The 25,977-nt window shown below is 24.3% G+C and carries 17 protein-coding genes; 15 read left to right on the forward strand and 2 right to left on the reverse strand.

Annotation, left to right across the window (positions count from 1 at the left end; all coding sequences use genetic code 11):
- Positions 1-132 precede the first annotated feature (132 nt).
- The gene (locus MBCUT_RS04985; RefSeq protein ID WP_281177942.1) at positions 133-1,110 is read left to right on the forward strand and encodes an acyltransferase family protein; all 978 of its coding nucleotides are present in this window, start codon (positions 133-135) and stop codon (positions 1,108-1,110) included.
- 197 nt (positions 1,111-1,307) lie between these two features.
- The gene (locus MBCUT_RS04990; protein WP_067259590.1) at positions 1,308-2,300 is read left to right on the forward strand and encodes a hypothetical protein; all 993 of its coding nucleotides are present in this window, start codon (positions 1,308-1,310) and stop codon (positions 2,298-2,300) included.
- A gap of 63 nt (positions 2,301-2,363) precedes the next feature.
- Here the strand turns inward: MBCUT_RS04990 and MBCUT_RS04995 are convergent, their stop codons facing one another.
- Positions 2,364-5,588 carry a glycosyltransferase gene (locus MBCUT_RS04995; protein ID WP_067259591.1) on the reverse strand — a complete coding sequence of 1,075 codons (3,225 nt, stop codon included), beginning with the start codon at positions 5,586-5,588 and terminating at the stop codon, positions 2,364-2,366.
- A gap of 333 nt (positions 5,589-5,921) precedes the next feature.
- A complete protein-coding gene (locus MBCUT_RS05000; RefSeq protein WP_067259592.1) occupies positions 5,922-6,572 on the reverse strand; it encodes an NTP transferase domain-containing protein in 651 nt (216 codons plus the stop codon).
- Positions 6,573-7,168: 596 nt separating this feature from the next.
- Between MBCUT_RS05000 and MBCUT_RS05005 the strand changes: the two genes are divergently transcribed.
- The 13 genes from MBCUT_RS05005 (at position 7,169) to MBCUT_RS10840 (ending at position 24,832) form a co-directional block, all read left to right on the forward strand.
- Positions 7,169-9,550, forward strand: a complete 2,382-nt coding sequence (locus tag MBCUT_RS05005) for a glycosyltransferase (RefSeq protein WP_067259593.1) — start codon at positions 7,169-7,171, stop codon at positions 9,548-9,550.
- A 226-nt stretch (positions 9,551-9,776) separates the two neighbouring features.
- Positions 9,777-10,499 (forward strand): IspD/TarI family cytidylyltransferase, encoded by a 723-nt coding sequence (locus tag MBCUT_RS05010; protein ID WP_067259594.1) that lies wholly within the window; start codon positions 9,777-9,779, stop codon positions 10,497-10,499.
- A gap of 32 nt (positions 10,500-10,531) precedes the next feature.
- Positions 10,532-11,554 carry a zinc-binding dehydrogenase gene (locus MBCUT_RS05015; protein ID WP_067259595.1) on the forward strand — a complete coding sequence of 341 codons (1,023 nt, stop codon included), beginning with the start codon at positions 10,532-10,534 and terminating at the stop codon, positions 11,552-11,554.
- 417 nt (positions 11,555-11,971) lie between these two features.
- Positions 11,972-12,766, forward strand: a complete 795-nt coding sequence (locus MBCUT_RS05020; protein ID WP_067259596.1) for an ABC transporter permease — start codon at positions 11,972-11,974, stop codon at positions 12,764-12,766.
- Positions 12,767-12,774: 8 nt separating this feature from the next.
- A complete protein-coding gene (locus MBCUT_RS05025; protein ID WP_211263772.1) occupies positions 12,775-13,518 on the forward strand; it encodes an ABC transporter ATP-binding protein in 744 nt (247 codons plus the stop codon).
- Between the two features lie 378 nt (positions 13,519-13,896).
- On the forward strand, positions 13,897-15,024 hold the full coding sequence (locus tag MBCUT_RS05030; protein ID WP_245634947.1) for a CDP-glycerol glycerophosphotransferase family protein: 1,128 nt from the start codon (positions 13,897-13,899) through the stop codon (positions 15,022-15,024).
- Positions 15,025-15,505: 481 nt separating this feature from the next.
- Entirely contained in the window at positions 15,506-16,501 is a 996-nt protein-coding gene (locus tag MBCUT_RS05035) for a glycosyltransferase family 2 protein (protein WP_067259598.1), read from the forward strand.
- Positions 16,502-16,564: 63 nt separating this feature from the next.
- Complete coding sequence (locus MBCUT_RS05040; RefSeq protein WP_067259599.1) at positions 16,565-17,443, forward strand: glycosyltransferase family 2 protein; 879 nt, start codon at positions 16,565-16,567, stop codon at positions 17,441-17,443.
- Between the two features lie 18 nt (positions 17,444-17,461).
- Positions 17,462-18,862: an undecaprenyl-phosphate glucose phosphotransferase gene (locus tag MBCUT_RS05045; RefSeq protein WP_067259600.1), complete on the forward strand. Its 1,401-nt coding sequence runs from the start codon at positions 17,462-17,464 to the stop codon at positions 18,860-18,862.
- Positions 18,863-19,928: 1,066 nt separating this feature from the next.
- Positions 19,929-22,304, forward strand: a complete 2,376-nt coding sequence (locus MBCUT_RS05050) for an OB-fold nucleic acid binding domain-containing protein (RefSeq protein WP_067259601.1) — start codon at positions 19,929-19,931, stop codon at positions 22,302-22,304.
- A gap of 65 nt (positions 22,305-22,369) precedes the next feature.
- A complete protein-coding gene (gene radA / locus MBCUT_RS05055) occupies positions 22,370-23,305 on the forward strand; it encodes a DNA repair and recombination protein RadA (protein WP_067259602.1) in 936 nt (311 codons plus the stop codon).
- Positions 23,306-23,539: 234 nt separating this feature from the next.
- Positions 23,540-24,445: an AEC family transporter gene (locus tag MBCUT_RS05060; protein WP_067259603.1), complete on the forward strand. Its 906-nt coding sequence runs from the start codon at positions 23,540-23,542 to the stop codon at positions 24,443-24,445.
- A gap of 201 nt (positions 24,446-24,646) precedes the next feature.
- Positions 24,647-24,832 carry a hypothetical protein gene (locus tag MBCUT_RS10840; RefSeq protein WP_157082489.1) on the forward strand — a complete coding sequence of 62 codons (186 nt, stop codon included), beginning with the start codon at positions 24,647-24,649 and terminating at the stop codon, positions 24,830-24,832.
- The last annotated feature ends 1,145 nt before the right edge of the window (positions 24,833-25,977 follow it).

Consider the following 25,977-nt stretch of genomic DNA (forward strand, 5'->3'; position numbering starts at 1 on the left):
CTCTTTTGATTCTTTTAAGAGATTATTAACATATACTTCATCTTCTTCTTTCAAATTAAATTTCATAATAATATATATGAACATGCCACCATATAAACTTAACTTAAATAAATTGTCTTAACACTATGTCATATTTTTCCCCGTTTTAATGATTTTGCATTTTATGATAATATTTATAATCTCATTTACATAATAGTAATGCCAATTTTCTTTTTTGTAGCAGGATATTTCTCTAAAACTGATGATAATTCAGATATAAAGGCATTCAAATCATTAATTATTCCATTTTTTGTATTTAGTGTGCTTTGGTATATTTTCGATTACTTTTTTAGAGGTAATGTCCCACCAATGCCTTTCATATTCCCTGTTTCTGGCCTATGGTTTTTGGTAAGCTTATTCTCAATTAAACTCTTTTTACCTATTCTTATTAAAATTAAACATATATTCTGGATATCTCTGATCATGGCTTTGTTGATTGCTATTCCAGATGTTCCAAATAATTTATTATCTTTAGGCCGAACTTTTGGATTTACACCAGTATTTTTACTTGGACACTATTATAAAAACTCAGAAGAATATTTAGATAGTTTAAGAGTAACCATTAAAAAAATAATAATAAGTTTTAGAGACTTTATTAAAAATAACAAAGTTCTGTTATTTTTTATTTTAATAGCTTCTTTGATAATAATCGACATTATTGGAAACTATATTCTTCCTGGAAGATTTACATTTAGATTATCTTATATTGAATTACATCAAGGATTTAAATATGGTATGTTAAAAAGACTTTTTGCTATTTCATCTGGAATTATAATAACTCTTCTTCTCACTTTATTTATGACTGATAAAAAATCATTTTTGACTAAAATTGGACGTAATTCTTTAGCTATTTATATACTGCACTTTTATTTAATAGCTTTTTCTAATTTTTTTATAAATAAGACATCTGTAGGTCATTTAATATCTAATAACTTTTTCCTCGCTGGAACTTATATTATACTATCTACAACGATTATTTTAATTATTTTGTCTCCCGACATTTTTAATGATTCTATTAGAAAATTAACCAGCTATGTTTGGAATATATTTTTTAAAACGACGAGTAAATGATCAAATCTAACCTTTTTCATAATCTAATGGTTAATATTAATATTTTAGCCATATTTAAGAAAATATTTTAAACATAGTATACTAAAATATTACTAATTTGTAATCGTTAATGTATAATTATCAATTTATAGTTATAAATTTATAATATTTAATTAACTTTATATTTTTTAAATTACTTAATAAAATTAGTGTTTTATATGAATAGATTTGTTGATAAGATTATTAGTTTAGAACTTGATGAAATAGAAAAATATAGTTTTCCTAGAGATGAACTTTTTGGTCTGAAAATAATAGAAAATGGAGTCAAATATGAATTTTTAATAAAACTTTCTAGCTATAATAATAATTTAATTTGTTTTGGATCCGGAGCATATAAAAATTCTGGACCAAAAGCTACATACCCTCCAATTTTTAATCGATGGTCTTGGAATAAAGATTTTGAAGAATCTGTCTTATTTTATAATGATCCTACTTTGTATTTGAATAATGAAGTTAAATTAGGTTGGGGTGTTGGCTTCAAAGAGGATTATTATTTAGAAATTATTTCTAAAATCATCAAATTATTTGCAAAAGGCAATAATATATCTAATAATGATATTTTATTTTATGGAAGCTCTGGAGGAGGTTTCACTTCAATTATATTAGCTACATTGATAAAAAAATCAAAAGTTTTTGTAAACAATTCTCAATTAATATTGAAAAATTATTATCATAAAAATGTTTATAAAAGAATGATTAAAGCTTGTTTTGGTGATTTAGACATTGATACTATTTATGAAAAATATGGGTATAGGTTAAGTGTTTTAGAAATGTTTAAAAAAGAAAAATATGTCCCATCTATTGTTTATTATGTTAATTCTGAGTCCAAACAAGATATAATAAACCAATGTATTCCATTTGTAGAAGGATTCTTAGAATTGCCTTTTTTGAAAGATAAAGTTGAAATTATTTTTTACACTAATAATCAAAGAAATAAACATAATCCATTAAGCAATAAAAAAACTATAGAAATCATAAAAAAAGTATCAAAAGAAAATTTATGTAATAATAAAAACGAAAATCCAAAAAATCCTTCTACAAATGAAAATGCAATATCAAAAAAGAAAATAAAAAAATATATATCTAGAAAATTAATTAACAGGGGCAAACTATTAAAAATTAAAAAATTGTTAAAGTTTAATCAAGAATAGTAATATATTGTGATAATATATTATGTAGCTAGTATAATATATCAGTAAACACTTTATAATAAATTAAAATCTTTCATCTTTGTTGTTAACATCTCTTAATTTTTTTACATGTTGTTCTAACATTAAAATATTAATATTCGATGAATTATAATATTCATCATCTTTGCAATGAAATTTAACAATTTCTGATAAATCATTAAGACTTTCTCCATATTCTGAATTTAAAAATTTTTGAGGATTAAATGGACATTTGAATTTATAATTTTCAAATTCAATTGAAGACAATGGAAAAATATTATTTTTTGGGATAATACAGAATTCATCATCTGCATCCACTCCAGGAATCACATAATCTGATCTTTCAACTTTCAAATTTAAATTTTTCATTGATTTTTTAAGTATATTTTTTTCATTATTTGATAAATGGATTGAATCATTAGCTATGTTATTATAGATATTATTTTTTTCAATAGATTTTCTATATTTTCCGACTTCTAAATCTCTAATTCCTTCAATATCTTCTTCATCTTTATTTTTTTTTATGTAATCATAGGGTAAAACGTCAATAAATCCTATCCCATCCTTTAAAAGATAATTAAATTTGAGATAAGTTGTAATTTCCCCCCACTCATAGCTACATACTTGGCCATAATTACGGATAGGTTTAATAATATCTTCTAATTCATTAGATTGAATTTCTTTTTCTATTATTGATATAAATTTATCATAATCCTTCCTCATCATTCCAATATCAATTCCATCATCCCAAGGGAAGTATCCTTTATTATGTATAGCTCCAATTAAATTACTTTTATTCAACCAATAATCGATTTCATATTTTTCACAAATTTTGTCAATAAATTTTAGAAATTCTAAAGAAAACTTTTGTATTAATTTAAGACTATTATTTGTTTCCACTGTACAGTCTCTAAAAATTATACTGAACAATTTATTTTGGGTATTAATTTTTTTGTTAACTTCATTTATTTTATAATCAGAGTCTTTTTTCTTAGTACTTATTCTTCCTTCTTTTTGTCCATATAATACATAATGTAATAATGGATTTTCTCCATTTTTTCGCACATCAGAATATCTTTTTAAATAATAAAGACTATCAAATTTTTTGCTAGGGATATGATTTTTTTTATATCCATAAAACATATAATAATCAATAGGATTGTATTTAGAAGAATAAGCTTCGGGATATTTTTTAGTATAATAAGCTCCATCAAAAAGATTTAGCTTTTTAATATTTTTATAAGCTTTTAAAAGATTTATAATTCTCTTAGGGTGTTTCCATTCCTTTTTAATAATAAAAGATAAACTCTTTAACATCTTTTTATAATTTGGTTGATTAGTAGAATATACTTTATAAAATTCACTAGGATTATTAATTATTAAATTTAAAAGATACCAATTAGCAGGACTAAAATAATTTTTACTTAAATTTCCTTCTTTATCTGCTAAAACAAATTCTTCATGAAACCTCTTTAAAAAATCTTTTTTAAATTTACTACCAACTCTTCTATAATGAAAAATATAAGATTTATATTTGCAATATTCATAAACAGATTTTAAATCATTCGATGAAGATAATAACTCGTTTAATTTGTTTTTTATGAATTTCCACTCTTTAAATATTATAAAAACTTTTTCCTTGTTTGTTGTTGATTGATTTGGGTTATCTTTTCTATAAAAATAAAATGCCTTATCTAATATCATTATTTTTTCTGCAAAACAAAAAGTCTGAAACCAAAATCCATTATCTTGGAAAGATGCGCCTGGTGTTTCATTGTGTTTTATATCATGTTTAGTTAAAAAATTTCTTTTGTATATACCTGACCATGTTTGTTTATCAAATTTAAATGCTTCAAAATCTTTTTGAGGATTTATAATACAATTGTAATATTCAGTTTCTGCCAAATTCGAATATTTAAATATTCTATTTTCTTTTTCATCTCTGAAATTTCTAAAGTCAGATTTTATAAAATCAAGATCATATTTCATTGCTTTTTCATAGAGTGTTTCATACATTTTAAGTGCAACATAGTCATCTGGTTCTAAAATTCCTATATATTCCCCTTTAGCTAACTCCATACCTATATTCATACTATGTCCATAACCAGAGTTTGTTTTAGATACTATTTTTATTCTTTCATCCCTAGTTGCGTATTCTTCAATTATTTTTGAAGATTTATCTGTGGAACCATCATTTACACAGATAATTTCTATATCTCTTAAAGTTTGATTTACAAGGCTGTCTAAAGCTACTTTTAAATAATCTTCAACATTATATATCGGTACTACAATAGAAACTTTAGGTTGATTTGATGATTTTATTAAAGAGTACTTTTCAACATCTTTGATTTTTAAATATCTTTTTTCATAAAAATAGTTTGCAGGGGCTTCAGTTATTGAGAGATCTTTTAATCCATTTTCATGTAAGAATACATAAAGTTCTCTATATGATTCTCGTGTTTTTAATGAAGTTAGATTATGCAAACAACCACTTACTGCAAAATTAACAAAGCTTTGCTTTAAAAGGTCAAAAAGGTCTTCACTTATTAAAAAATTTTTAAGTTCTAAAAAAGCATAATAAAAATCTTTTGGATAAAGGTGATTGGTACTTTGACAACTGTTTACATTTCTTCTATAATTTATTAGAGGAATATCAAGTATAGAAATTCTTTTTGCCTTTATCAATGCTTTTGATGTAAATAAAAGATCATTAGTTCTATGAATTTCTTGAAACTTAATGTTATTTTTTAATATAAATTCTCTTTTAAATAGTTTATTCCAAGTCCAATTTTGAAATGTGTTAAAAACATACTTAGGGAAATCTTTATAATTGAAAACTTCTTTTTTAGGTAAATATTTTTTGTTTATATCATGAGGAATTCTTTTTGAATCAGATAAATCCTCATTAAAATCATTAACTCCGAAATTTAACAAATCTAAAGACAATTTTTTGGATTTTGCATATGCTTTTTCTAACATATCGAGTTCAAAGATATCATCACCATCTAAAAATGAGAGATATTCCCCTTTTGAGATTTTTAATCCTTTATTTCTGGCAACTCCTGCACCGCTGTTTTCTTGGTTTAATATTATAAATCTTTTGTCCTTTTTTGCATATTCTTCCAAGATTTTCAATGAATTGTCAGTGGATCCATCGTTTATGCAAATTATTTCAATTTCTTCTAGAGTTTGATTAATAATACTATTCAATGTTTCTTTTAAATAACTTTCTACATTATATATGGGTAATATTACAGATATTTTTGGCATGAGTAACCCCTTTAACTTTATTTTAAAATTTAACGGATGGTGGAAAAACAATAATTATTTTTGAGAATAATGCAAATTTTTCTACAATTTAAGTAAATTTTTCTACAATTTAAATTATACCTTAATTTAAGTTACACATTATCTAATTTGATAATTTTAGTAATAAATCTCACATTACACTATATTTTTGAAAATATTAATATTTATATAGGTAATTAACATGCCTAAAATAGGAGGATAATTAAATTAATTTAAAAATTTCAATACATTATTATTAAATCTATTGTAAAGATAAATATTCTTCTAAAGATATATTTACTTCCGAACTGATTTTCATAGTTCAAGTTCATTTAAGTTTTTAACAGCAAAATTCAGATCTTTTTTGGTGTCAATTTCATAAGATTTAAGTAAAAAGTATTTCAAAGGTAAATATTTATTTAATACTTCAAAAACATATCCATCATTTTTAGTTATTTTTATATCTTTAAAGTAGAAAATACCAGCAATTTCATAACCTGTTGGAGGTCGTCTTTGAAAGTTTTTAATCATCAAACTCTCTTTTCCCACATCAGCAAAAACAGCTTCTTCTGATTTAGCTAAAGTTAACCCTACAACTGTTTCATCATTACAGTTGTTAATAAATGTTTTGAAATCATTTTTATTAAATATAACATCTCCAAATAGGAGTAAATATGGTTCTTTAACATATTTTAGTCCTAAATAAAGACTATAGGTATTTGATGTACTCGCAAAGTTTGAATTTTCAATAAAAATCGCATCATTTCTAACTTTTTTAACATGTTTTATTACTTTATCTTTTTCATATCCAACTACAACATAAATATTCGGAATATCTTCTAATAATTCAAGATTATAATCAATAATTGCCTTTCCTCCTATTTCAACTAGGCATTTAGGCATATTAAGTCCTAATCTTGATCCTAAACCAGCTGCAAGTATAACTGCTTCTTTAACACATTGCATATAATTTCCTCATCTTATGCTATATCTTTAAATAATTGGTGTTAATTTTTCTGTTCTAAAAAGATAGCTATTATTTTATATTTGAACTTTTTAATAAGTCTTTATTAAAAACAGGAAGATTAAATATAATATTTACAATGTTATATTACGGATATATCTTGATTTAATAAAATCCACCAAACTTTCACAGTAAATTAATTTTACACTTAATAATTTTTACACTAATATTTAATCATATATTAAATTTAATATAATGGAATCAATAAATAATACTAAGCTAATCTAATACTAAGTTAATATACTACATAATATTTTATTTAAGTATTCTTTTATAAGCAATATGTTATTAAAGTTTTTCTAATGTCTGATTTATATTAAAATATTATTTTATAAAAGATTATCTTAATGATTTTTAAGATTCAACTATAGAATTAATTTAATATAAATTAAATATATAATTATTTAATTAAATAATTGTCTAATAGAAGATAAATAAATAATTAAGTTTTTAAATAATTGTCTAATAGAAGATAAATAAATAATTAAGTTTTTAAATAATTGTCTAATAGAAGATAAATAAATAATTAAGTTTTTAAATGATTTATCATGTGTTATTTAGTGGAGGAATTAAAATTACTTATAGATTTTCAATAATTATTCCCGCATATAATGTAGAAAAATACATTTCAAAAAGTTTAGATTCTTTAGTTAATCAAACTTTTCAGAATTTTGAAGTAATTTTGGTAAATGATGGTTCTACAGATTCAACACAAGATATAATTGATAAGTATTGCGAAAAATATCCTAATTTTAAAGTTATTGTTCAAGAAAATCAAGGAGTTGCCAATGCTCGAAATAGTGCTCTTGAAGTTGTAAGTGGTGACTATATTGGGTTTTTAGATCCGGATGGAGATTATTTCGTCCCAGATGCTTTTTATAATTTCAATGAAATCATAAGTTTTCATGAAAATCGGAATGTTTCTCCTGATTTAGTAATTGGTTCTCAAATTACTATTGATACTTGGTCAAAAATAAATCATGACCCTTCTAATAGAAATTTTAAAAATATTTTAAGATCAATAGTTAATTTTAGAAATAAACTCTTTAAGATAAAGTATTTTAAACAATTAAGCAATAATAGATTTTTTAAATATAATTTTCATTATTATAAAAGTGCAAAATTCCTTCCTTTTGAAAATGAAATAGTTCCACATGATAAAAGAATAATTTGGACTATGTTAATTTTGAATAAAATGTTTAAAAGAGAAAAATTATTGGAAATTGGACTTAAAATGCCTCTTTTAACACATTCAAGTGATGCAGTATTTTTATTTTCTTTTTTATATAAATGTGATAAAATTGTGGGATGTCCCTATGATTTTTTGATTTATAAAAAAAGAATATTTTCTGATAAATCGTCTCTTTCACAAGAATCAAACTTAGATTCTGTAAATGCTTACTATGAATCTTATAACATAATTTTAAAGTCTTTTAAAAGATATTCTAATAATTATAGGCAATTTCTAGAAAATAAAGGCAAAAACAATGATCTGAAAAATTTTGAAATAGATTATTTAGAATACATCGATTTGCTAAGATTTAAAGAACTCCAAACTCTATTTATTGACATGACTTATAGATTATTTTGGAAAACGGATGTTAAAACACTAATAAAGGTTAAAGAAATTATATTGGAGTTTAAAAAGAAAATTATTCCAGAAACATGGGAAAATATTGTTAATTCTAATAGAGATATAGATATTGATGACCTTGTTGTTGATCCTATTAAAATGGCAGAAAATCCATTAATTACAATAGTTTTAGATAATATTTATTTTGATAATTATTCGAAAAATGAAAACTATTCTAATAAAGATAGTAATTTAAATACTAAATTTACTAATCTTAATTATATAAGAAATAAGATAGATTTTAAACTATTAAAAAGGATAATATCAAACATATATAACTCTCATTTCCCCGCGTTTGAATTAATTGTTTCAAATGACTTATTTGAGGAATTAGATGAAAGTATTCAAAATAAAAAAAATATTCATCCAATGGAATATAAATCTAACTTTGATTTTAAAAATAAAGCCATTAATAGATCTAAAGGAGAGTATTTATTTTTTATAGATCAAGATATCTTGTTTTCTCCTAATTTATTTAAAGAAATGTTTGATAAGATAAATGGCATTGATTATTCAATTAATTTGTTTAAAGAGAAAATAAATGAAGTAAAATCTATTGGTTTCAACACAAAATTAATTAAAAAATTTCCTAATATATTTATGGATTGTATTAAATTATTTAAAGGAGTTTTTAATAAAAAATCCAAAACAAGATATGACTTTATCATATCTCCTATGAAGTCTGTACTTGGAGATATAATAGCTAATAAAGATGAATATGTAATCAATAAATTCTCTAAAAGATATATTTTAGATTCTAATATAATTGAAGATAGTTTAATCTCTGATAAGCTAATTCGAAAAGAATTTTTAAAAAGGATTAATTTCAAATTTTCTCACGATATTAAAAATGATATTAAAAATTTATATTCTCTTGGTGAATTTCAAAAGATAAATAAAAACTACATACTAAGTACTGATAAATACCTTAAAAATCCTTCTATTTCAATAATCATTGATGATATGAAAATAACTGAGAAAGAAATAAATAATTTATTAGAATCAATTTATAATCAAGAATTTAATTCATTTGAAGTACTTTTAAATGAAAATTTAAAATTTAAAAATGATATAAATTATTTAAATATGTCTAATATTAAAATTTTGAGCAATAATGATTTTAAAAATGTATCTATTAATAAAGCAAATGCTCAATATGTTTTATACATAAATATTCCGATTAATTACAAATCAAATGATTTTAAAAAATTATTTTTTAAATTTAGAATTAATAAAAATAAAAAGAAAAATATTATTAATAATAAAATAATTATAAATAATAAATAAATAATTTTTTATATATTTTTAAATCATAATATAAATATATTTAAAATAAAAAATTATAGGATCTTTCTAAAATATCTTTTTAGGGTATTTCTAGATATTATCAATTTTTAGAGTAGATTAGTATTCTTAGGCTATATGATACTGAGTTATGATTAATTTATATGAATATGATTATTAGTTAATAATTAGTGGATTAATATTATATGTTAATAATTAGGAGATTAATATGATATTTGGGGCGATTTTAGCAGGTGGCACTGGAACAAGAATGGGAAACATTGAAAAACCTAAACAATTTCTTTTACTTGGAGATAAGCCAATTATAATACATACAATAGAAAAATTTTATATTAATAATAGTTTTGAAAAAATAATTGTTCTATGTCCAAAAAATTGGATAAAATATACTGAAGATCTTATAAATAAATATATTACTAATTCTGATAGTCTTAACAACTCAGATAAAATTGAAGTAATTGAAGGAGGTAATCTTCGTAATGAAACTATCATGAATGCTATTTCATATATTGAAACAAATTATAAACTAACTGATGAGGACATAATAGTAACTCATGATTCTGTTAGACCATTTATAACCCATAGAATATTAACTGAAAATATAAAGTATGCTGCTGAATATGATGCTTGTGATACTGTAATTCCAGCAACTGACACAATTGTAGAAACAAAGGATAATAAATTTATTAGTAATATTCCCAATAGAAAAAACATGTTTCAAGGTCAAACTCCTCAGTCTTTCAAAATAAACAAGATTAAAACGCTTTATAATAAAATTTCAGATAAAGAAAAACATATGTTAACGGATGCTTGTAAAATTTTTTCAATAAACAATAAAAAAGTTTTTCTCATTGAGGGAGAAGTAACAAATATTAAAATTACTTATCCACATGATTTAAAAGTTGCAAATTCTATTTTAAAAGGATATTAAATATATTTCAGTGAAGTTCTGGTTGTAAAATAATGATTAACACAATATATCGTTTAGTGGCTCCTAAACTCTTTGAAGAGGGATATGAGGAAGTTTTTTTAGAAGATAATGTTGTTATTAGGCCTACTCATCTTTCAATATGCCAAGCAGATCAAAGATACTATAATGGTAGTAGGGATCCTGGAATATTGGCTAAAAAATTGCCATTAGTTCTGATACATGAATGTATTGGAGAAGTTATAAAAGATAATACTGAAACCTTCTCCTCTGGAGATATGGTAGTTATTATTCCAAATACTCCCACAGAATATGACCATATAATATCTGAAAACTATTTAAAATCTTCTAAGTTCCGATCTAGTGATTTTAATGGCTTTATGCAGGATTATATTATTTCATCTCCTGATAGATTAATTAAATTACCCCTTAATATTAATAAGAAAGTTGCATCATTCACAGAACTTGTAAGTGTAAGCGTTCATGCCATTACAAAATTTTCTAAAATTTCTCACAATAGAAAAAATATAATTGGGGTGTGGGGTGATGGTAATTTAGGTTACATAACTTCTCTTTTGTTAACTGTGTTTTTTCCAGATTCTAAAGTTATAGTTTTTGGAACAAATGATGAAAAATTAAACATGTTTAGTTTTGTTGATAAAACTTTCAAAATAAACGAAATACCATCAGGATTAACTGTTGATCATGCGTTTGAATGTGTAGGTGGAAGAAAATCTCAAATAGCAATTAATCAAATAATTGATTATATAGAACCTGAAGGAACAGTGTCTATATTAGGAGTATCTGAATATCCTATCCAAATTAATACTAGGATGATATTAGAGAAAGGTATTTCCGTTTTTGGGAGTAGTAGGAGTGGTAAAGAAGATTTTATAAATACTATGCGTATTTTCAAAAACCATCCAATTATCTTATCTTATCTTGAAAACATAATCAGCAATGTATTTAAAATAAGATATTTAACTGATATTAACGAAGCTTTTGAGAGAGACTTTAATTCTAATTTCGGAAAAACAATTTTAATTTGGGATAAATAGATTGATGTGCATCTGAGCATATTTATAATGTTCATCAAAACTATAATCTTATTAAAAACTATGAACTTATTGACAACGATATATAAATATATTAATTCTATTATATATGAAGACTATATGCTATCATCATATAGTTTATAATATTTAATGCTTCGCATAACTAATTATAATTTTTAAAACTTATTTTAAAGTTTAGTTTAAAGTTTAGTTTAAAGCTTCTTTTAAAAATCTTTGTTAAATATTATTTTAAATTCTATTAAAATTAATATTTTTAAATATCAAATAATTAATAATCTAATGATTTATATATCTAATAATGAATATAAATAATTAAAATAATATTTAATTGAAAATCGAATAAAATTAAATAAACTTATAATTAACACTGTTTATTAATGAAAATTTCCTGGAGATATAATGAGTTTTGAATTTATAACAAATAATAGGTTTCTTTTAAATTTTAAAAAATATAAGTATCTTTTATATGAACTTATTAAGAAAAATATTAAATTAACCTATAGAAGATCTTCTTTAGGCCTTTTTTGGACTTTTTTAAGTCCTTTACTTTATACAATAGTTTTAACAATAATTTTTTCAACATTTTTCAAAAGAAGCATAGAAAATTATCCAGTTTATCTTTTATGTGGAAGGTTATTGTTTGACTTTTTTAGCAATGGGACTAAGACTGCAATGAGATCCTTAAAAAGTGCAGGAATTATTAAAAGAATTTATGTTCCTAAGTATATTTTCCCTTTAGCTAATGTAATAGGAAATTATGTCATGTTTTTAGTTTCTTTATCAGTTTTAGTTCTTTTAGTAATTGTCACTGGTCTTAATTTAACTTGGAATGGATTTTTTGTTATAATACCATTCATCTTAATTTTCTTATTGACTTTAGGTGTAGGATTAGTTCTTGCTACTGTTGTTATATTTGTTAGGGATGTTCAACATTTATGGGGAGTTTTTACAACCTTGCTTATGTGGGGGAGTGCAATATTTTATCCTGTAACTACAGTTCCTGAAAAATACAGATTTTTGTTTGATATTAATCCAGTATTCAATGCAATTGACATGGTTAGAAACTCTCTTATGTATGGAATACCACCTACATCGTTTCAGATTTTATATGTATTTGGATTTTCGATGGTCTTTTTAATAGCAGGGGTAATTCTATTATATAAATACCAAGACAAATTTATACTTTATATTTAGGTGATATTTTGGGTGAAAAAGTTGTTGAAGTTAAAAATCTTTCAATGAAATATAATCTTGCTAAAGAAGGAAAGATTAGTTTAAAAAACTATTTTAAAAAAGTTAAAAATAGAGAACTTCTTTTTCAAGAATTTTGGGCTCTTGAAGATGTTTCTTTTGATGTAGAAAAAGGAGATAGACTAGCTATTCTAGGTTTAAATGGGGCTGGAAAAAGTACACTGCTGAAAGCTATAGCTGGGGTCATAAAACCAAGTAAAGGAACAGTGAAAACAAAAGGTAAGATAGTTCCTCTATTAGAATTAAGTGGGGGTTTTACTGGAAGTTATACTGGAAGAGAAAACATTTTTCTTAGAGGGGCCATGCTAGGGTTCTCTACAAAATACATGGAAGAACACTTTAAAGAGATAGTCAACTTCTCTGGGCTGAAAGACTTTTTAGATGTTCCTGTGGATAATTATTCTTCTGGAATGAAAGCAAGATTAGGATTTTCGATTTCTACAGTAGTTAATCCAGATATTTTAATTTTAGATGAAGTTTTATCTGTAGGGGATGCTAAATTCAAGAAAAAATCATTTTCTAAAATGATGAACTTAATTGAAAATAATGATACTACGGTTTTATTTGTTTCTCATTCAATAAGTCAAGTAAAAGAACTTTGTGATAAAGCTATCTTGTTAGAAAAAGGTGAACTTATAATGAAAGGCAATGTAGAAGAAGTTTGTGAAAAGTATGAAGAAATTGTTAATAGCTGATTAAAGATGAATTAAACATTATTTTATAAATACTGTGATTATTTACTGAATATTTTATTAAATATCATTTATATAATCTTATTTAATTAATCATGTTTTCCTATTATATGATATATCATATTCACGGATTTTTAATGGATGTCTATTTTAAATTATCATTTTTCTATTCATTATCTTTGAAATAGAATGAATTTAATTAAAAAATCAAAATTAAGAATATTTATCCCTTATCTTTGAAATAGAATGAATTTAATTAAAAAATCAAAATTAAGAATATTTATCCCTTATCTTTGAAATAGAATGAATTTAATTAAAAAATCAAAATTAAGAATATTAATCGTGTTATAAATGAATTTTAAATACAAATTATTTGCTTATATGTTCAATTTCTTTAAATTCTTTTCTTTTAGTAGAAAAGATGTATTTTTTATTCTTGATAAGAAGTCTTCTTTCAATGGAAATTCAAAATTTATTAAGGATGAACTATGTAAAAGAGGAAACTTTAGATATCATTGTTTATCCAAAGAAGAATTTTCATTTAGACAAGTAAAATCTCTATCAAGCATCATAAAAAAAATTTTTACACTATTAAATTTCTTTTTTATCAAACCATATAAATTATCCAAATCAAAGTATGTATTTCTAAATGATAATTTCTTTCCTCTTGCTTATATGAATTTTAAAAAGGATGTTATTATTTTTCAGCTTTGGCATGCTCCAGGAGCATTTAAAAAATTTGGAATATCTGTTGTTCAGGATAAAAACCTTAAAGATTTAATAAAACTATCAAATAATAATGTATATTTATCTGTAAGTTCTAAAAATGTTTCTGAATTTTATCAAGAAGCATTTGGAGTAAGTAAAGATAAAATTTTAAACTTTGGAGTTCCAAGAATTGATTATTACTTTGATAAAAAGTACAATAATGAGAATAATAAAAAGCACATTAGGGGAAATCTTGAGAAAAAATATCCGGAAATTAAAGGAAAAAAAATAATTTTATATGCTCCAACTTTCAGAGAACATGAGAAAAAAAACAAGGATATTTTAAATAATTTTGATTTTAATAGATTTAATGCTTGTTTAGGAGATGAATTTTCATTAATTTTTAAATCACATCCAAAAATTAAAACACCTTCAATTGAAGGCGGAATCGATTTAACTAATTATTCAGACGAAAAAGAATTGCTTTTAATATCTGATATATTAATAACGGATTATTCTTCTTTAATGATAGAATTTTCCATATTATTAAAACCAATAATTTTTTATCCATTTGATTTATATCATTATTTGAAAAATGAAAGAGGGTTTTATTTCGATTATAATAAAGTTCCAGGTCCAATAGCTAAAAATACTAATGAACTAGTCGAAATTATTAAAAATAATGATTTTGATTTTGATTTAATTAAGACATTTGTTAAAGAGAATTATGATTTTTTAGATAATAATTCTTCAAAAAGAATTGTTGATTTTGTTTTAGATTCTAATAAACATTCAAGGTGAATAAATACTAATTTAAGCTAATAAATACTAATCTTAAAATATAAATCAATTTCACAGTATATTCTAATAAAATTATATTTATAGAAAACAATAATTTGAATTTTATTAATATTAAAAAGCTGATGTTTTTATTTTTTCTATTTCTAGCAAATTTTATTCATATAAAGCTTAATATAAATTGAATTATAATATTATATTTAAGAAGATATTTTTTTAAAGAATATTATATTTAAGAATATTATATTTAAGAAGATATTTTTATTTAAAAAGATATTATAGTTAAGATATTTTATTTAAGAATATTATATTTAAGAATATTATATTTAAGAAGATATTTTTATTTAAAAAGATATTATAGTTAAGATATTTTATTTAAGAATATTATATTTAAGAAGATATTTTTATATAAAAAGATATTATAATTAAGATATTTTATTTAAGAATATTCTTTTTGAATTGTAGAAATATATAGATTGGTGTCATGGTGAAGATTTTTATTGTTATTCCTAACTTTAATGGATTAAATTTATTGATTAATTGCTTAAATTCTTTAGAAAATATAAATAGTCATAATTTTAATTTATCTATATTGATCATTGACAATGGATCAAAAGATGGAAGTGTTGATTTCTTAAAAAATAAGTTTGAGAATGCTGACACTAACAATATTTCAAATCATATGCTAATTATTAATGAAAATAATTTAGGATTTGCTAAAGCTGTTAATCAAGGAATTGAAATAGCTAATAAAAACAATTCGGATTATATTTGTTTGCTTAATAATGATACTGAGGTTAAACCAGATTTTTTAGATAACTTATTTAAAACTATTGAAAAGGATGAAAATATTTTCAGTGTGGGTAGTAAAATGCTTAGATATGATAATCCTGATTTAATAGATGATGCTGGAGATGAATATACATTATTTGGATGGACAAAGAAATCAGGGGATGGAGTATCAATAAAACATTATACTGAAGAAAGGGAGATATTTTCAGCATGTGGAGGTGCTACACTATATAAAATGTCTATTTTAAATAAAATATGCTATTTTGATGAAAATTTTTTTGCTTATATGGAAGATGTAGATATTGGATATAGAGCTAGGATATTTGGATATAAAAATCTTTTTTCTCCCAATGCTATTGTTTATCATCATGGTAGTGCTAGTAGTGGAAGTAAATATAACGAATTCAAAATTAAATTAGCTGCCCGTAATAATGTGTTCGTTATTTACAAAAACATGCCTATTCTTCAAATAATTTTAAACATTGGATTTCTATTGTTTGGATTTTTTATTAAATATTTATTTTTTGCTAAGAAAGGGTATGGAAACATCTACTTAGAAGGCTTAAAAGAGGGTATAAAAGATAGAAAAAAATTAAATAAAATTAAATTTAGATCTAGCAATTTAAAAAATTATTTAAAATTAGAATGGAAACTTATAGCTAATTCTTTTAAACTTATTAAGAAATGAACCGAATCCATGAAATATATTTAAAAATTATTTAAAAATAATTCTAATAATCTAAGTGAGAACATGAAATTATCAGTTATAATTGTCAATTATAAAACCTATAAATTGACTAAAAATACAATTATTTCAGTTTTAGAAACTGTTTCTATGAATAATACAGAAATTATTTTAGTAGATAATAATTCAAATGATGGAAGCTTGGAAAAATTCAGAAATTTTTTTTCTAAAGAAATAACTGATTCTAAAATTAAAATTATAGTTAGCCCTGAAAATTTAGGGTTTGCATTTGCAAATAATTCAGCTATTAAATCAGCTAAAGGGACTTTTATTCTTCTTTTAAATTCTGATACTATAGTTAAAAATGATACATTAGCAAATTGTGTTGATTATATTGAAAATCATGATAACGTGGGTGCATTAGGTTGTAAAATACTTCTTCCAGATGGAACATTAGATAAAGCTTGTAAACGTAGTTTTCCAAACCCTAAAAATTCTTTTTATAAGCTATTCGATCTTTTTAATTTAAATAAAAACTCAAGATCAAATAATTATAACTTAACTAATTTGGATGATGATGGAATTTATGAAGTAGATAGCTTAGTTGGAGCATTCATGCTTATTAGAAAAGAAACTATGGATCAGATAGGTCTTCTTGATGAAGATTATTTTATGTATGGTGAAGATATAGATTATTGTTATAGAATAAAAGAAGTTGGATGGAAAGTTATATATTATGGAAAATCAGAAATAATTCATTATAAAGGAGCAAGTAGTAAAAAACAAAAATCGAAATTACTATATGAATTTTATAGGGCAATGTATCTTTTTTATAATAAACATTATAAAAATGAATATTCTATAATAACCAGAATAGCAGTGTATTTAGGAATAGGGGTTCTTTTTTTAGTAAAACTATTTTTAAATATTTTTAAGAAGCAATAATTATAATTGGGTGAAGATATGATTAAAGAGAATCAAAGACTTTTAAATGCTACATTGATATCAACTGATGCTTTAGTTGTTGCTTTAGCATTTATCTTTGCTTGGGTTATAAGATTTCAAACTACTGTTTTGGGACCATCAGGTGATGGTTTAAGTTTTGAAACCTATTTATTATCAATTTTAATAATAGTTCCATCATATTTAATTTTTTATTATTTTTTTGGTCTTTATAGACCGTTTCGTGATCAATCACACATAATAAGAGAAGTTACTCAGATTATTAAGACAAATTTCTGCATGCTTATCATATTACTAGCAGTTCTCTTCATTGTTGATCAGGCAGATTATTCTAGAAAATTATTATTTCTTTTAGCTGTTTTCAGTACAACATTTGCTATAATTGAAAGAACTTCCTTTAGAAAAGTTTTAAAACATATTCGTAGTAATGACCTTAATCTGAAACATATTTTAATAGTTGGGGATGGAGACTTAGCTATCAATTTCTCAGAGAAAATATTAACTAAAAAATATTTAGGGTATTCTATTTCTGGATTTTTAGGAAAAAATAAGAACATTGGAGAAAAAATCAATGGAATTGAGGTCATTGGATCCATTTCTGAGTTAGAAAATCAAATTTCAGGTAATAAATACGATAGGGTCATAATAGCTATTTCTTTAAAGGATTATGATAAATTAAATGATTTAGTGGACATCTGTGAGAATCAAGGTGTAAGAGCCGAAATAATACCTGATTACTATAAATATTTCCCGGCGAAACCTTCTGTAGATATGATAGATGATTTACCAATTATAAATATTCGATATATCCCTCTTGATGATGCTTTTAATAAGTTCTTAAAAAAAGTTTCAGATATTGTAATTTCTTTAATAGCTATAATATTAACCTCTCCTATAATGTTATTTACAGCAATAGCTATTAAATTAACTTCACCTGGGCCTATTATTTTTAAACAAGAACGAATAGGCTATCGTAAAAAGCCTTTTATGATGTATAAATTTCGTAGTATGAAATTACAGGATAAAGCAGATGAAATTTCTAAATGGACAACTGAAAATGATCCAAGAAAGACAAAAATTGGTGAATTCATACGAAAAACTAATATAGATGAACTACCTCAATTTTTTAATGTTTTAAAAGGAGAGATGAGTGTGGTGGGTCCAAGACCTGAAAGACCCTATTTTGTTGATAAATTTAAGGAAGAAATCCCAAAATACATGATTAAACATCAAATTAGGCCAGGACTTACCGGATGGGCACAAATACATGGATGGAGGGGAAATACCTCAATATATAAAAGGATTGAGTATGATATTGATTATGTAGAGAATTGGTATTTTGGATTAGATCTTTTGATCATGTGGAAAACATTGTTAAAAGGTAATAATAATGCTTATTGATGAACAATCTCTTTTAAGTTCTTTAATCAATTAATTATCTAATAAATTCATTATTTAATAAATTCATTCTTATGTAATTTTTTAACTTCTTATGTAATTTGTACATACCCATTCTAATTTTTTACAATTCAATTTTCATATTATTAAAATAATAACAATCATAATAATAATATTTATATATAAGTTATTACTAATTAAAATTATGTAATACAAAATCAATATTTATTATTATGACTTTATTTTATTTGCTAATATTTGCTAATATATAATTAAATTATAATTAAAATAAATTAACATATATTAAAGTTACTATTTATATTATAATTGTCTTCTGATTTTTAATATCTAATTAAAAATAATAAATCACAAAATTATACTATCTAGCAATCAATTCATGGTCAATTTAATTAATTTAATTAATTTCTAATTAATTAAATAGCTAATTTCATAATTATTTTAATTTAATAATATTTAATTCAGGATTAAATTATACTATAATTTATACTATATTAAATAAATATAGAGATATTTAATAGTAACAAATGAATAATGTATGAAAAAATAAGTTATTATTGATTAAATAATTTATTTTATTATTAAAAAGTTTAGAATTTAGATTTAAAATATAGATAATGATTAGGATTTAGAAATTAGTATAAAAATATAGATTAATAGGAATATAAAGATTATTAGATGTTACATCCTAATAGAAAAAATGATAGTTTTAAGATAGTTTTAACAAGTATTAAAACCATTTTAAAGATTTAATAACTGATTTACTATAATAAATATTAAATTTATCACATTCAAGACATTTTTAATACGATTCAAGATAATTCAAAACAACTTTAATAGAAAAACTTAGTAGAAATTTATTATATGACTTATGAGTTTAGTAATAATTCATTGAATTCATAATATAGTTTATTGTAGTTTATTTTATGTTATTATGTCTTTAACATAGTTTATTTCTATTTCATTTGTTTTGATTATTTTTCAAATGCTCTTTGAAAAAGCATTAATATACTATCGAAACTAAATAATATTAACGAATTGAGGGTTTGGTATGGATAACGAAATTATTGAAGAATATAATAAAATAAAAGATAAAATATCTAAAGAAGAATTTTTAGAGAAAATGAAATTAATGCAAAAGGATTATGAAGATGTAAGTTTCATGAATGATTTAGACATAGCTAGAATGGTTGTGGGAACTTATATTGATGAAAAAAATGATTCTTTGTCTGACAGTGAAGAGCATGCAATGGATAAAATAGCTAAACTTGAAACTGGAGCTCAAAATTTAAATGTTATTGGTAGGGTAATGGGCATTTCTAACCCTAGAAATTTCAAAACTAGGAAAGGAAAAGCTGGAAAACTATGTAATATAAAATTAGCTGATGATACTGGAGAAATTCGAGTTGTATTATGGACTGAAAACATCAAACTCCTAAAAAATATAAATGAGGGGGATGTTATTCAAGTAAATAAAGTTGAAGTTAAAGATGGTTACAGAAGTAAAGAAATTCATCTTCAACCTCGTTCAACCATTGAAACTCTTTCTTCCCAAGATTATCCAGATTTACCACAATATAGTGAACCTATAACTGCTATAAATGATATTACTCCTGATACTGAAGTAAATATTATTGGAAGGCTTATTAGAATCCCTTCAATAAGGACTTTTGAACGTAATGGTAAAGAAGGTCAAGTAACTTCTCTTGAACTTCAAGATGAAACTGGAAAAATTAGTTACACCTTGTGGAATAAAGATACAGATCTAATTAAGACTTTAGATTTAAAAGAAGGAGATTCACTAAAAATACTATCTGCTTCTGCAAGAGAAAGAAATGGTGAGATTTCTTTATCTCATTGGGAAGGAAGAATAATTAAAGGGGACTTTGAGGTTCCTGATTTTGAAGAGAAAATCCTTAAAATTGGTGAAGCTCATGAAATTAAAGATGTTTCTTTAATGGGAATTGTAACTAAAATTCAAGATACTATCTCCTTTGAAAGAGCAGATGGTAAATCAGGATCTGTAAAATCAGTTGAAATAGCTGATGATACAGGTTCCATTAGAGTAACTCTTTGGGGTGATGATACTAATCTTGAAATTAATAAGGGAGATATTGTCAAAATTACAGGAGGAAATATAGAATTTGATGAATATGCTTCTAGTGGTTACAGAGTTAACACAAATTGGAACACTCAAATATTAACTAATCCTGAGGATGAAGATCCTGCATTGATAGAACTTTTAAAAGAATATAAGAATCAATTAGGTCCGATTAAAATAGAACAAGTACAAGAAATGGAAGATGATGGTGAGGAAGTAGATTTACTTGGTAGAATAATAACCATATACGATCCTAGGGAGTTCCAAAGAGATGATGGAACTATGGGTATTGTTAGATCAGGAGATTTAGCTGATGAAACTGGAATGATTAGACTATCTTTTTGGGATGATAAAGCTAAAACTAATCTAGAAATCGGATCACCATTCCAAATTGAAAATGCTAGAACTAGAATGGGTCTTTATAGTGTGGAACTTAACATAGGGAAAACAGCTAGAGTAATTCAATTAGATGAAGATGCTGTTGGAGATTTACCTTCATTTTCTGAACTCGAAGAAATGATATATGTTAAAAAGAAAATAGATGATTTAGAAGAAGATGATAGAAATATAAGATTGATAGCTAGAATTATAGATCTTCAAGAACCTAATGAATTCCAACGACAGGATGGAACTCCTGGAGTAGTAAGAAACATGGAAATAGGTGATGAAACTGGTGCTATAAGGGTTTCACTTTGGGATGACAAAGCAGAACTTATGTATGAAGTAGGAGATGCAATTAAAATAGAAAATCCTAGAGTATCTTTCAGAAATGATCAGATTGAATTAAGTGTTGGTAACAACACTAAAATTCTTTCAGCACAAGAGAATGATTTAAAGGATTTGCCATCTTTTGATGAATTGGAAGACATTATATATAAAGCTAAAAATATTGGTGAACTTGAAGATGATGATAAGAATGTCAAAATCGAAGGAGTTTTAAAGGATCCATTTGGAAATAAAATATTATCTGCACGATGTCCTAGTTGTAATAATAGATTGGAGCAAACTGAGGATGAATATATATGTGATTACTGTGGAGAAGATGTTGAAAAGCCTAAATATTTGTTAATGATTCCTGCAAGGATTGAAGATGATACTGAAGAAATTTCAATAACTTTCTTTGCTAAATTAGCTGAAGAATTAATTGGAATGACAACTGATGAAGTGGCTAAAATTATAGAAGATAGTGCTGATGAAGGAGCATTAGAAGGCAAAGTTGAAGATTTAAATGGTATAACTTTGAAAATAATAGCTGATGTTAGCTTCGATGAATACAATGAAGAAATAAGGCTGAATCCTAAGAAGATTCTTTCTAAATCTTTATAATATTTATAATTTAATAATAAGAAAGCAAAAATTAAAATTTAATAAAAAATTTAGGAATGATTATAATGGTGGAACTTGAAGATTTACCTAGTGTTGGGGAAAAAACAGCACAAAAGTTGAGAGATGCAGGTTTTGCAGATATGATGCGATTAGCTACTGCTACAGCTAAAGAATTATCTGTTAAAGCTGAGATTGGTGAGGGAGTGGCTGAAAAAGTCATTGAAGCAGCTCGTAAATCAGAAAAAATTGATTTTGAAACGGCATATGATGTGATGGAAAGAAGAAGAGATGTTGGCCGGATTAATGTGGGTAGTGAAGCTTTTAATGAATTAATAGGTGGGGGAATTGAAACTCAATCTATTACTGAAGTTTTTGGCGAATTTGGGTCTGGTAAAAGCCAAATTTCACATGAATTGGCTGTTACAGTTCAACTTCCAGAAGAAAATGGTGGAATCGATGGAGAATGTGTATTCATAGATACAGAAAATACTTTCAGACCAGAAAGAGTGGAACAAATAGCTGCAGGATTTGAAATGGACCCTGAAGAAACTTTACAAAAAATACACATAGCTAGAGCTTTTAATTCTTCTCATCAAATGTTAATGGCTGATAAAGTTAACGAATTAATTCAAAATGGTACAAACATAAGATTAGTCATTGTAGATTCATTAATGGCTCATTTTAGAGCAGAATACGTTGGAAGGGAGTCATTAGCTACAAGACAACAAAAATTGAATCAGCACTTACATGCTCTTCAAAATATAGCTAATACATATAATGTAGCTGTTTTTGTAACTAACCAGGTTCAAGCGAGACCTGATGCTTTCTTTGGAAGTCCAACTAAAGCAATTGGGGGTCACGTTCTTGGGCATGCGTCAACTTACAGAATTTGGCTTAAAAAAGGTTTAGCTGGTAAGAGAATAGCGAGATTAGTTGACAGTCCTCATCTTCCAGAAGGAGAATGTGTATTTAAGATCGTCACTGAAGGTATTGTTGATTAACTACTTTTTTTACCCTTTTTTACATTATTTTTTATTTTTTTATTTCTTATTTTTTTGTTTTTAATAGTTTGATTTTATTATTGAAACTAATCTTTTTTAGTGATATTTGGTGATATTGATATTCGCACTGGATAGTGATATGATAAATTAGAAGAAATCAAAGATTTTTTTAATTTTTTCTATCTCGTAAAAATGAAAAATTTTTATAAATTAGAAAATATATAAAATGAAATAATGGCTAGCTTTGAGATTACAATAATTGCAATTTTAGTAATGATATTCCTAGGTTATTTTCTCAAACGAATTGATCTATTAAATATATCTGATGTTAACACCTTAAATAAAATCGTTATTAATGTAACCATGCCTTGTTTGATATTTTCAGCTCTTTACACTGCTGATTTGTCTTCTATCGGAAAATTAGCTATCATGCCTCTTGTTGGTCTCATTGTATCTTCTTTTTCTGGTATAATAGCCTATTCCATTCTCACATTTAAAAGATATCCTAAAAAAGAGAAATGGAGTATAATGGTCCCTATAATATTGGGTAATACTGCTTTTTTAGGATTTCCCCTAACTCTTGGAATATTTGGAGATATTGGTCTGATTAGAGCTATTTTTTATGATATTTCATCACTTATAGTATTTCTATCCTTAAGTGTTATTTTGATGTTTAATTTTGGTGGTAGTTTTAAAACTGCTATAAAAAAAGTTTTAAGTTTTCCAGTTTTATGGGCAGTAACATTCGGAATCTTTTTTAATTTAATTCAGCTTTCAATTGGGGATTTACCACTTAAAGTCATTGATTATCTAGCTGCTGCTTCAATTCCCCTAATAATGATTTCATTAGGACTTTCTCTCCAATTTAAAAATATTAAAAGGAGTTTAAAAGTCGCTACCTTTGCAACAGTCATTAAATTATTAATTGGTCCCTTAATAGCTTTAATAATAGTTACTATTTTAGGGTTAACTGGGATTGAACACACAATAGCTATTATAGAAGCAGGAATGCCATCAGGAATGCTTACTTTAGTTTTGGCAATTAATTATGATTTAGATTTTAAATTAACTGCAGATTGTGTTGTTATTACAACAGTTATGAGTTTAATAAGTTTACCTATTCTAATTGGTTTGTTATAAAATAGTTCATTAATTTTATTTAATACAAATCTCAGGATTTCTAGAAACAAACGAACCAGATCTGAACAATGAACTGCATAGGCTATTTATATTTTTAGATAAAAACAGCCCTGAAGAACTCTTTAAAAAGGTGGTAAAAATGGATAAAAACCTAAAGAAATCTACGATATATTAGACATATCAACAAAAAACGAAAAAGAAATGGCAGAACACGAAATGAAACTAAAAGTGGAACTAAACTACAACAGCGGAATACACTACGCAAAAGAAACAGGCAAAAAAGAAGGAATAAATGAAGATAAAACAGAAGGAATGGAAAAAAGTAAAATAAATGCTGTTCACAGAATGAAAGAAGACAATTTACCCAATGATAAAATAAAACAATAGTATTTTGGGGATTTTATTATTTTCGACCATTTATTACTGCTTATAATGAAAGTTTTCATATTTAATATCTTTATTACTTATTTACTAGTCTTAATAAATAGCTACTATAGTTAATAAATAGCCAATGACTAATAATTCTACATACTTTCAACTTCCATTATTCCCTGAAAAGTCTACATCTTGTTTTTTAAAAAAGGATAATAATGATTTACAACAACACTAGATATTAATTATTATCCTTAATTAATTATCTACTAATTAAATTTATTCAGTTTTTAATATCAATGGTTCATTGATAATTTTTTTAATTTTCAATAATTTTTTTCTATTATCTGTTTACTTCATTAAATTGTTTATTTTATTAATTTGATAAATACTAAATGATTTATGAAGTTTTTCATGTATGTTATCTGTTAATTTTTGCAATACAACGTTTTTTTCATGAATGTTATATAATATTCTATTTTAAAGCATTTTCAAAAACTCGATTTTTAACCAATTTTCAATAAGTCAAAATTCCATTTTTTCATCAAAAAATAAAAACTATTTTTTACATGTTGGTAGAATACTCTTTTTTTTTCTTTGTCTTCTTATTTTTGTATATTTTTAAATCGTAGTATTTTGTTATTGTCTTGTATTATTATTCTTTATAATAGAAGAATATGTGGAAAATGCGTTGATGGATTAGATGTCTTATTTTTGTGAAAAAGATAATTTTTTGCGTTTAATTTTTGTTTGAATAGTTGTAAGTTCTTTAAATGTTTAGGGGGGGGGGGGGCAATCTATGGAATTAAATCTACTTTCTAGTTTCTTCTTGTTTTGGTATTGAGGTTTGTAGAAGTGATATCTTTATATATGGGTAATTACTATAACTATGTTTGTCCAGTAATTAAAAGTTAATAGTTTAATAGGATACTAACTGTTCTTTAGATGACTAACAAGTTTTTTTTCATTTATTGATAATGGCATAGCTAGTAAGATGATTGTTAAACATTTTTTAGTTTTTAAATAATAGCTGGTAGTACATGAATTATATATTTAAGTAAAAAATATTGTTCATATGTTCTATGTTTATTATAAAATAAGAGTATAGAATCAATATATTTTAGGTTTTTTACGATTCATAATCATGATTGTGTGTTGAT

Origin of the sequence: Methanobrevibacter cuticularis (assembly GCF_001639285.1) — an archaeon.
GTDB classification, from domain to species: domain Archaea; phylum Methanobacteriota; class Methanobacteria; order Methanobacteriales; family Methanobacteriaceae; genus Methanobaculum; species Methanobaculum cuticulare.

Bases quoted from the DNA above. Each gene is read 5' to 3' on its own strand.
- MBCUT_RS05030 (WP_245634947.1), top strand. From the start codon at position 13,897: ATGTTCAATTTCTTTAAATTCTTTTCTTTTAGTAGAAAAGATGTATTT.
- radA (WP_067259602.1), top strand. From the start codon at position 22,370: ATGGTGGAACTTGAAGATTTACCTAGTGTTGGGGAAAAAACAGCACAA.
- MBCUT_RS05010 (WP_067259594.1), top strand. From the start codon at position 9,777: ATGATATTTGGGGCGATTTTAGCAGGTGGCACTGGAACAAGAATGGGA.
- MBCUT_RS05000 (WP_067259592.1), bottom strand. From the start codon at position 6,572: ATGCAATGTGTTAAAGAAGCAGTTATACTTGCAGCTGGTTTAGGATCA.
- MBCUT_RS05060 (WP_067259603.1), top strand. From the start codon at position 23,540: ATGGCTAGCTTTGAGATTACAATAATTGCAATTTTAGTAATGATATTC.
- MBCUT_RS05035 (WP_067259598.1), top strand. From the start codon at position 15,506: ATGGTGAAGATTTTTATTGTTATTCCTAACTTTAATGGATTAAATTTA.
- MBCUT_RS05040 (WP_067259599.1), top strand. From the start codon at position 16,565: ATGAAATTATCAGTTATAATTGTCAATTATAAAACCTATAAATTGACT.
- MBCUT_RS05005 (WP_067259593.1), top strand. From the start codon at position 7,169: ATGATTTATCATGTGTTATTTAGTGGAGGAATTAAAATTACTTATAGA.
- MBCUT_RS04995 (WP_067259591.1), bottom strand. From the start codon at position 5,588: ATGCCAAAAATATCTGTAATATTACCCATATATAATGTAGAAAGTTAT.
- MBCUT_RS05050 (WP_067259601.1), top strand. From the start codon at position 19,929: ATGGATAACGAAATTATTGAAGAATATAATAAAATAAAAGATAAAATA.
- MBCUT_RS10840 (WP_157082489.1), top strand. From the start codon at position 24,647: ATGGCAGAACACGAAATGAAACTAAAAGTGGAACTAAACTACAACAGC.
- MBCUT_RS05015 (WP_067259595.1), top strand. From the start codon at position 10,532: ATGATTAACACAATATATCGTTTAGTGGCTCCTAAACTCTTTGAAGAG.
- MBCUT_RS04990 (WP_067259590.1), top strand. From the start codon at position 1,308: ATGAATAGATTTGTTGATAAGATTATTAGTTTAGAACTTGATGAAATA.
- MBCUT_RS05045 (WP_067259600.1), top strand. From the start codon at position 17,462: ATGATTAAAGAGAATCAAAGACTTTTAAATGCTACATTGATATCAACT.
- MBCUT_RS05020 (WP_067259596.1), top strand. From the start codon at position 11,972: ATGAGTTTTGAATTTATAACAAATAATAGGTTTCTTTTAAATTTTAAA.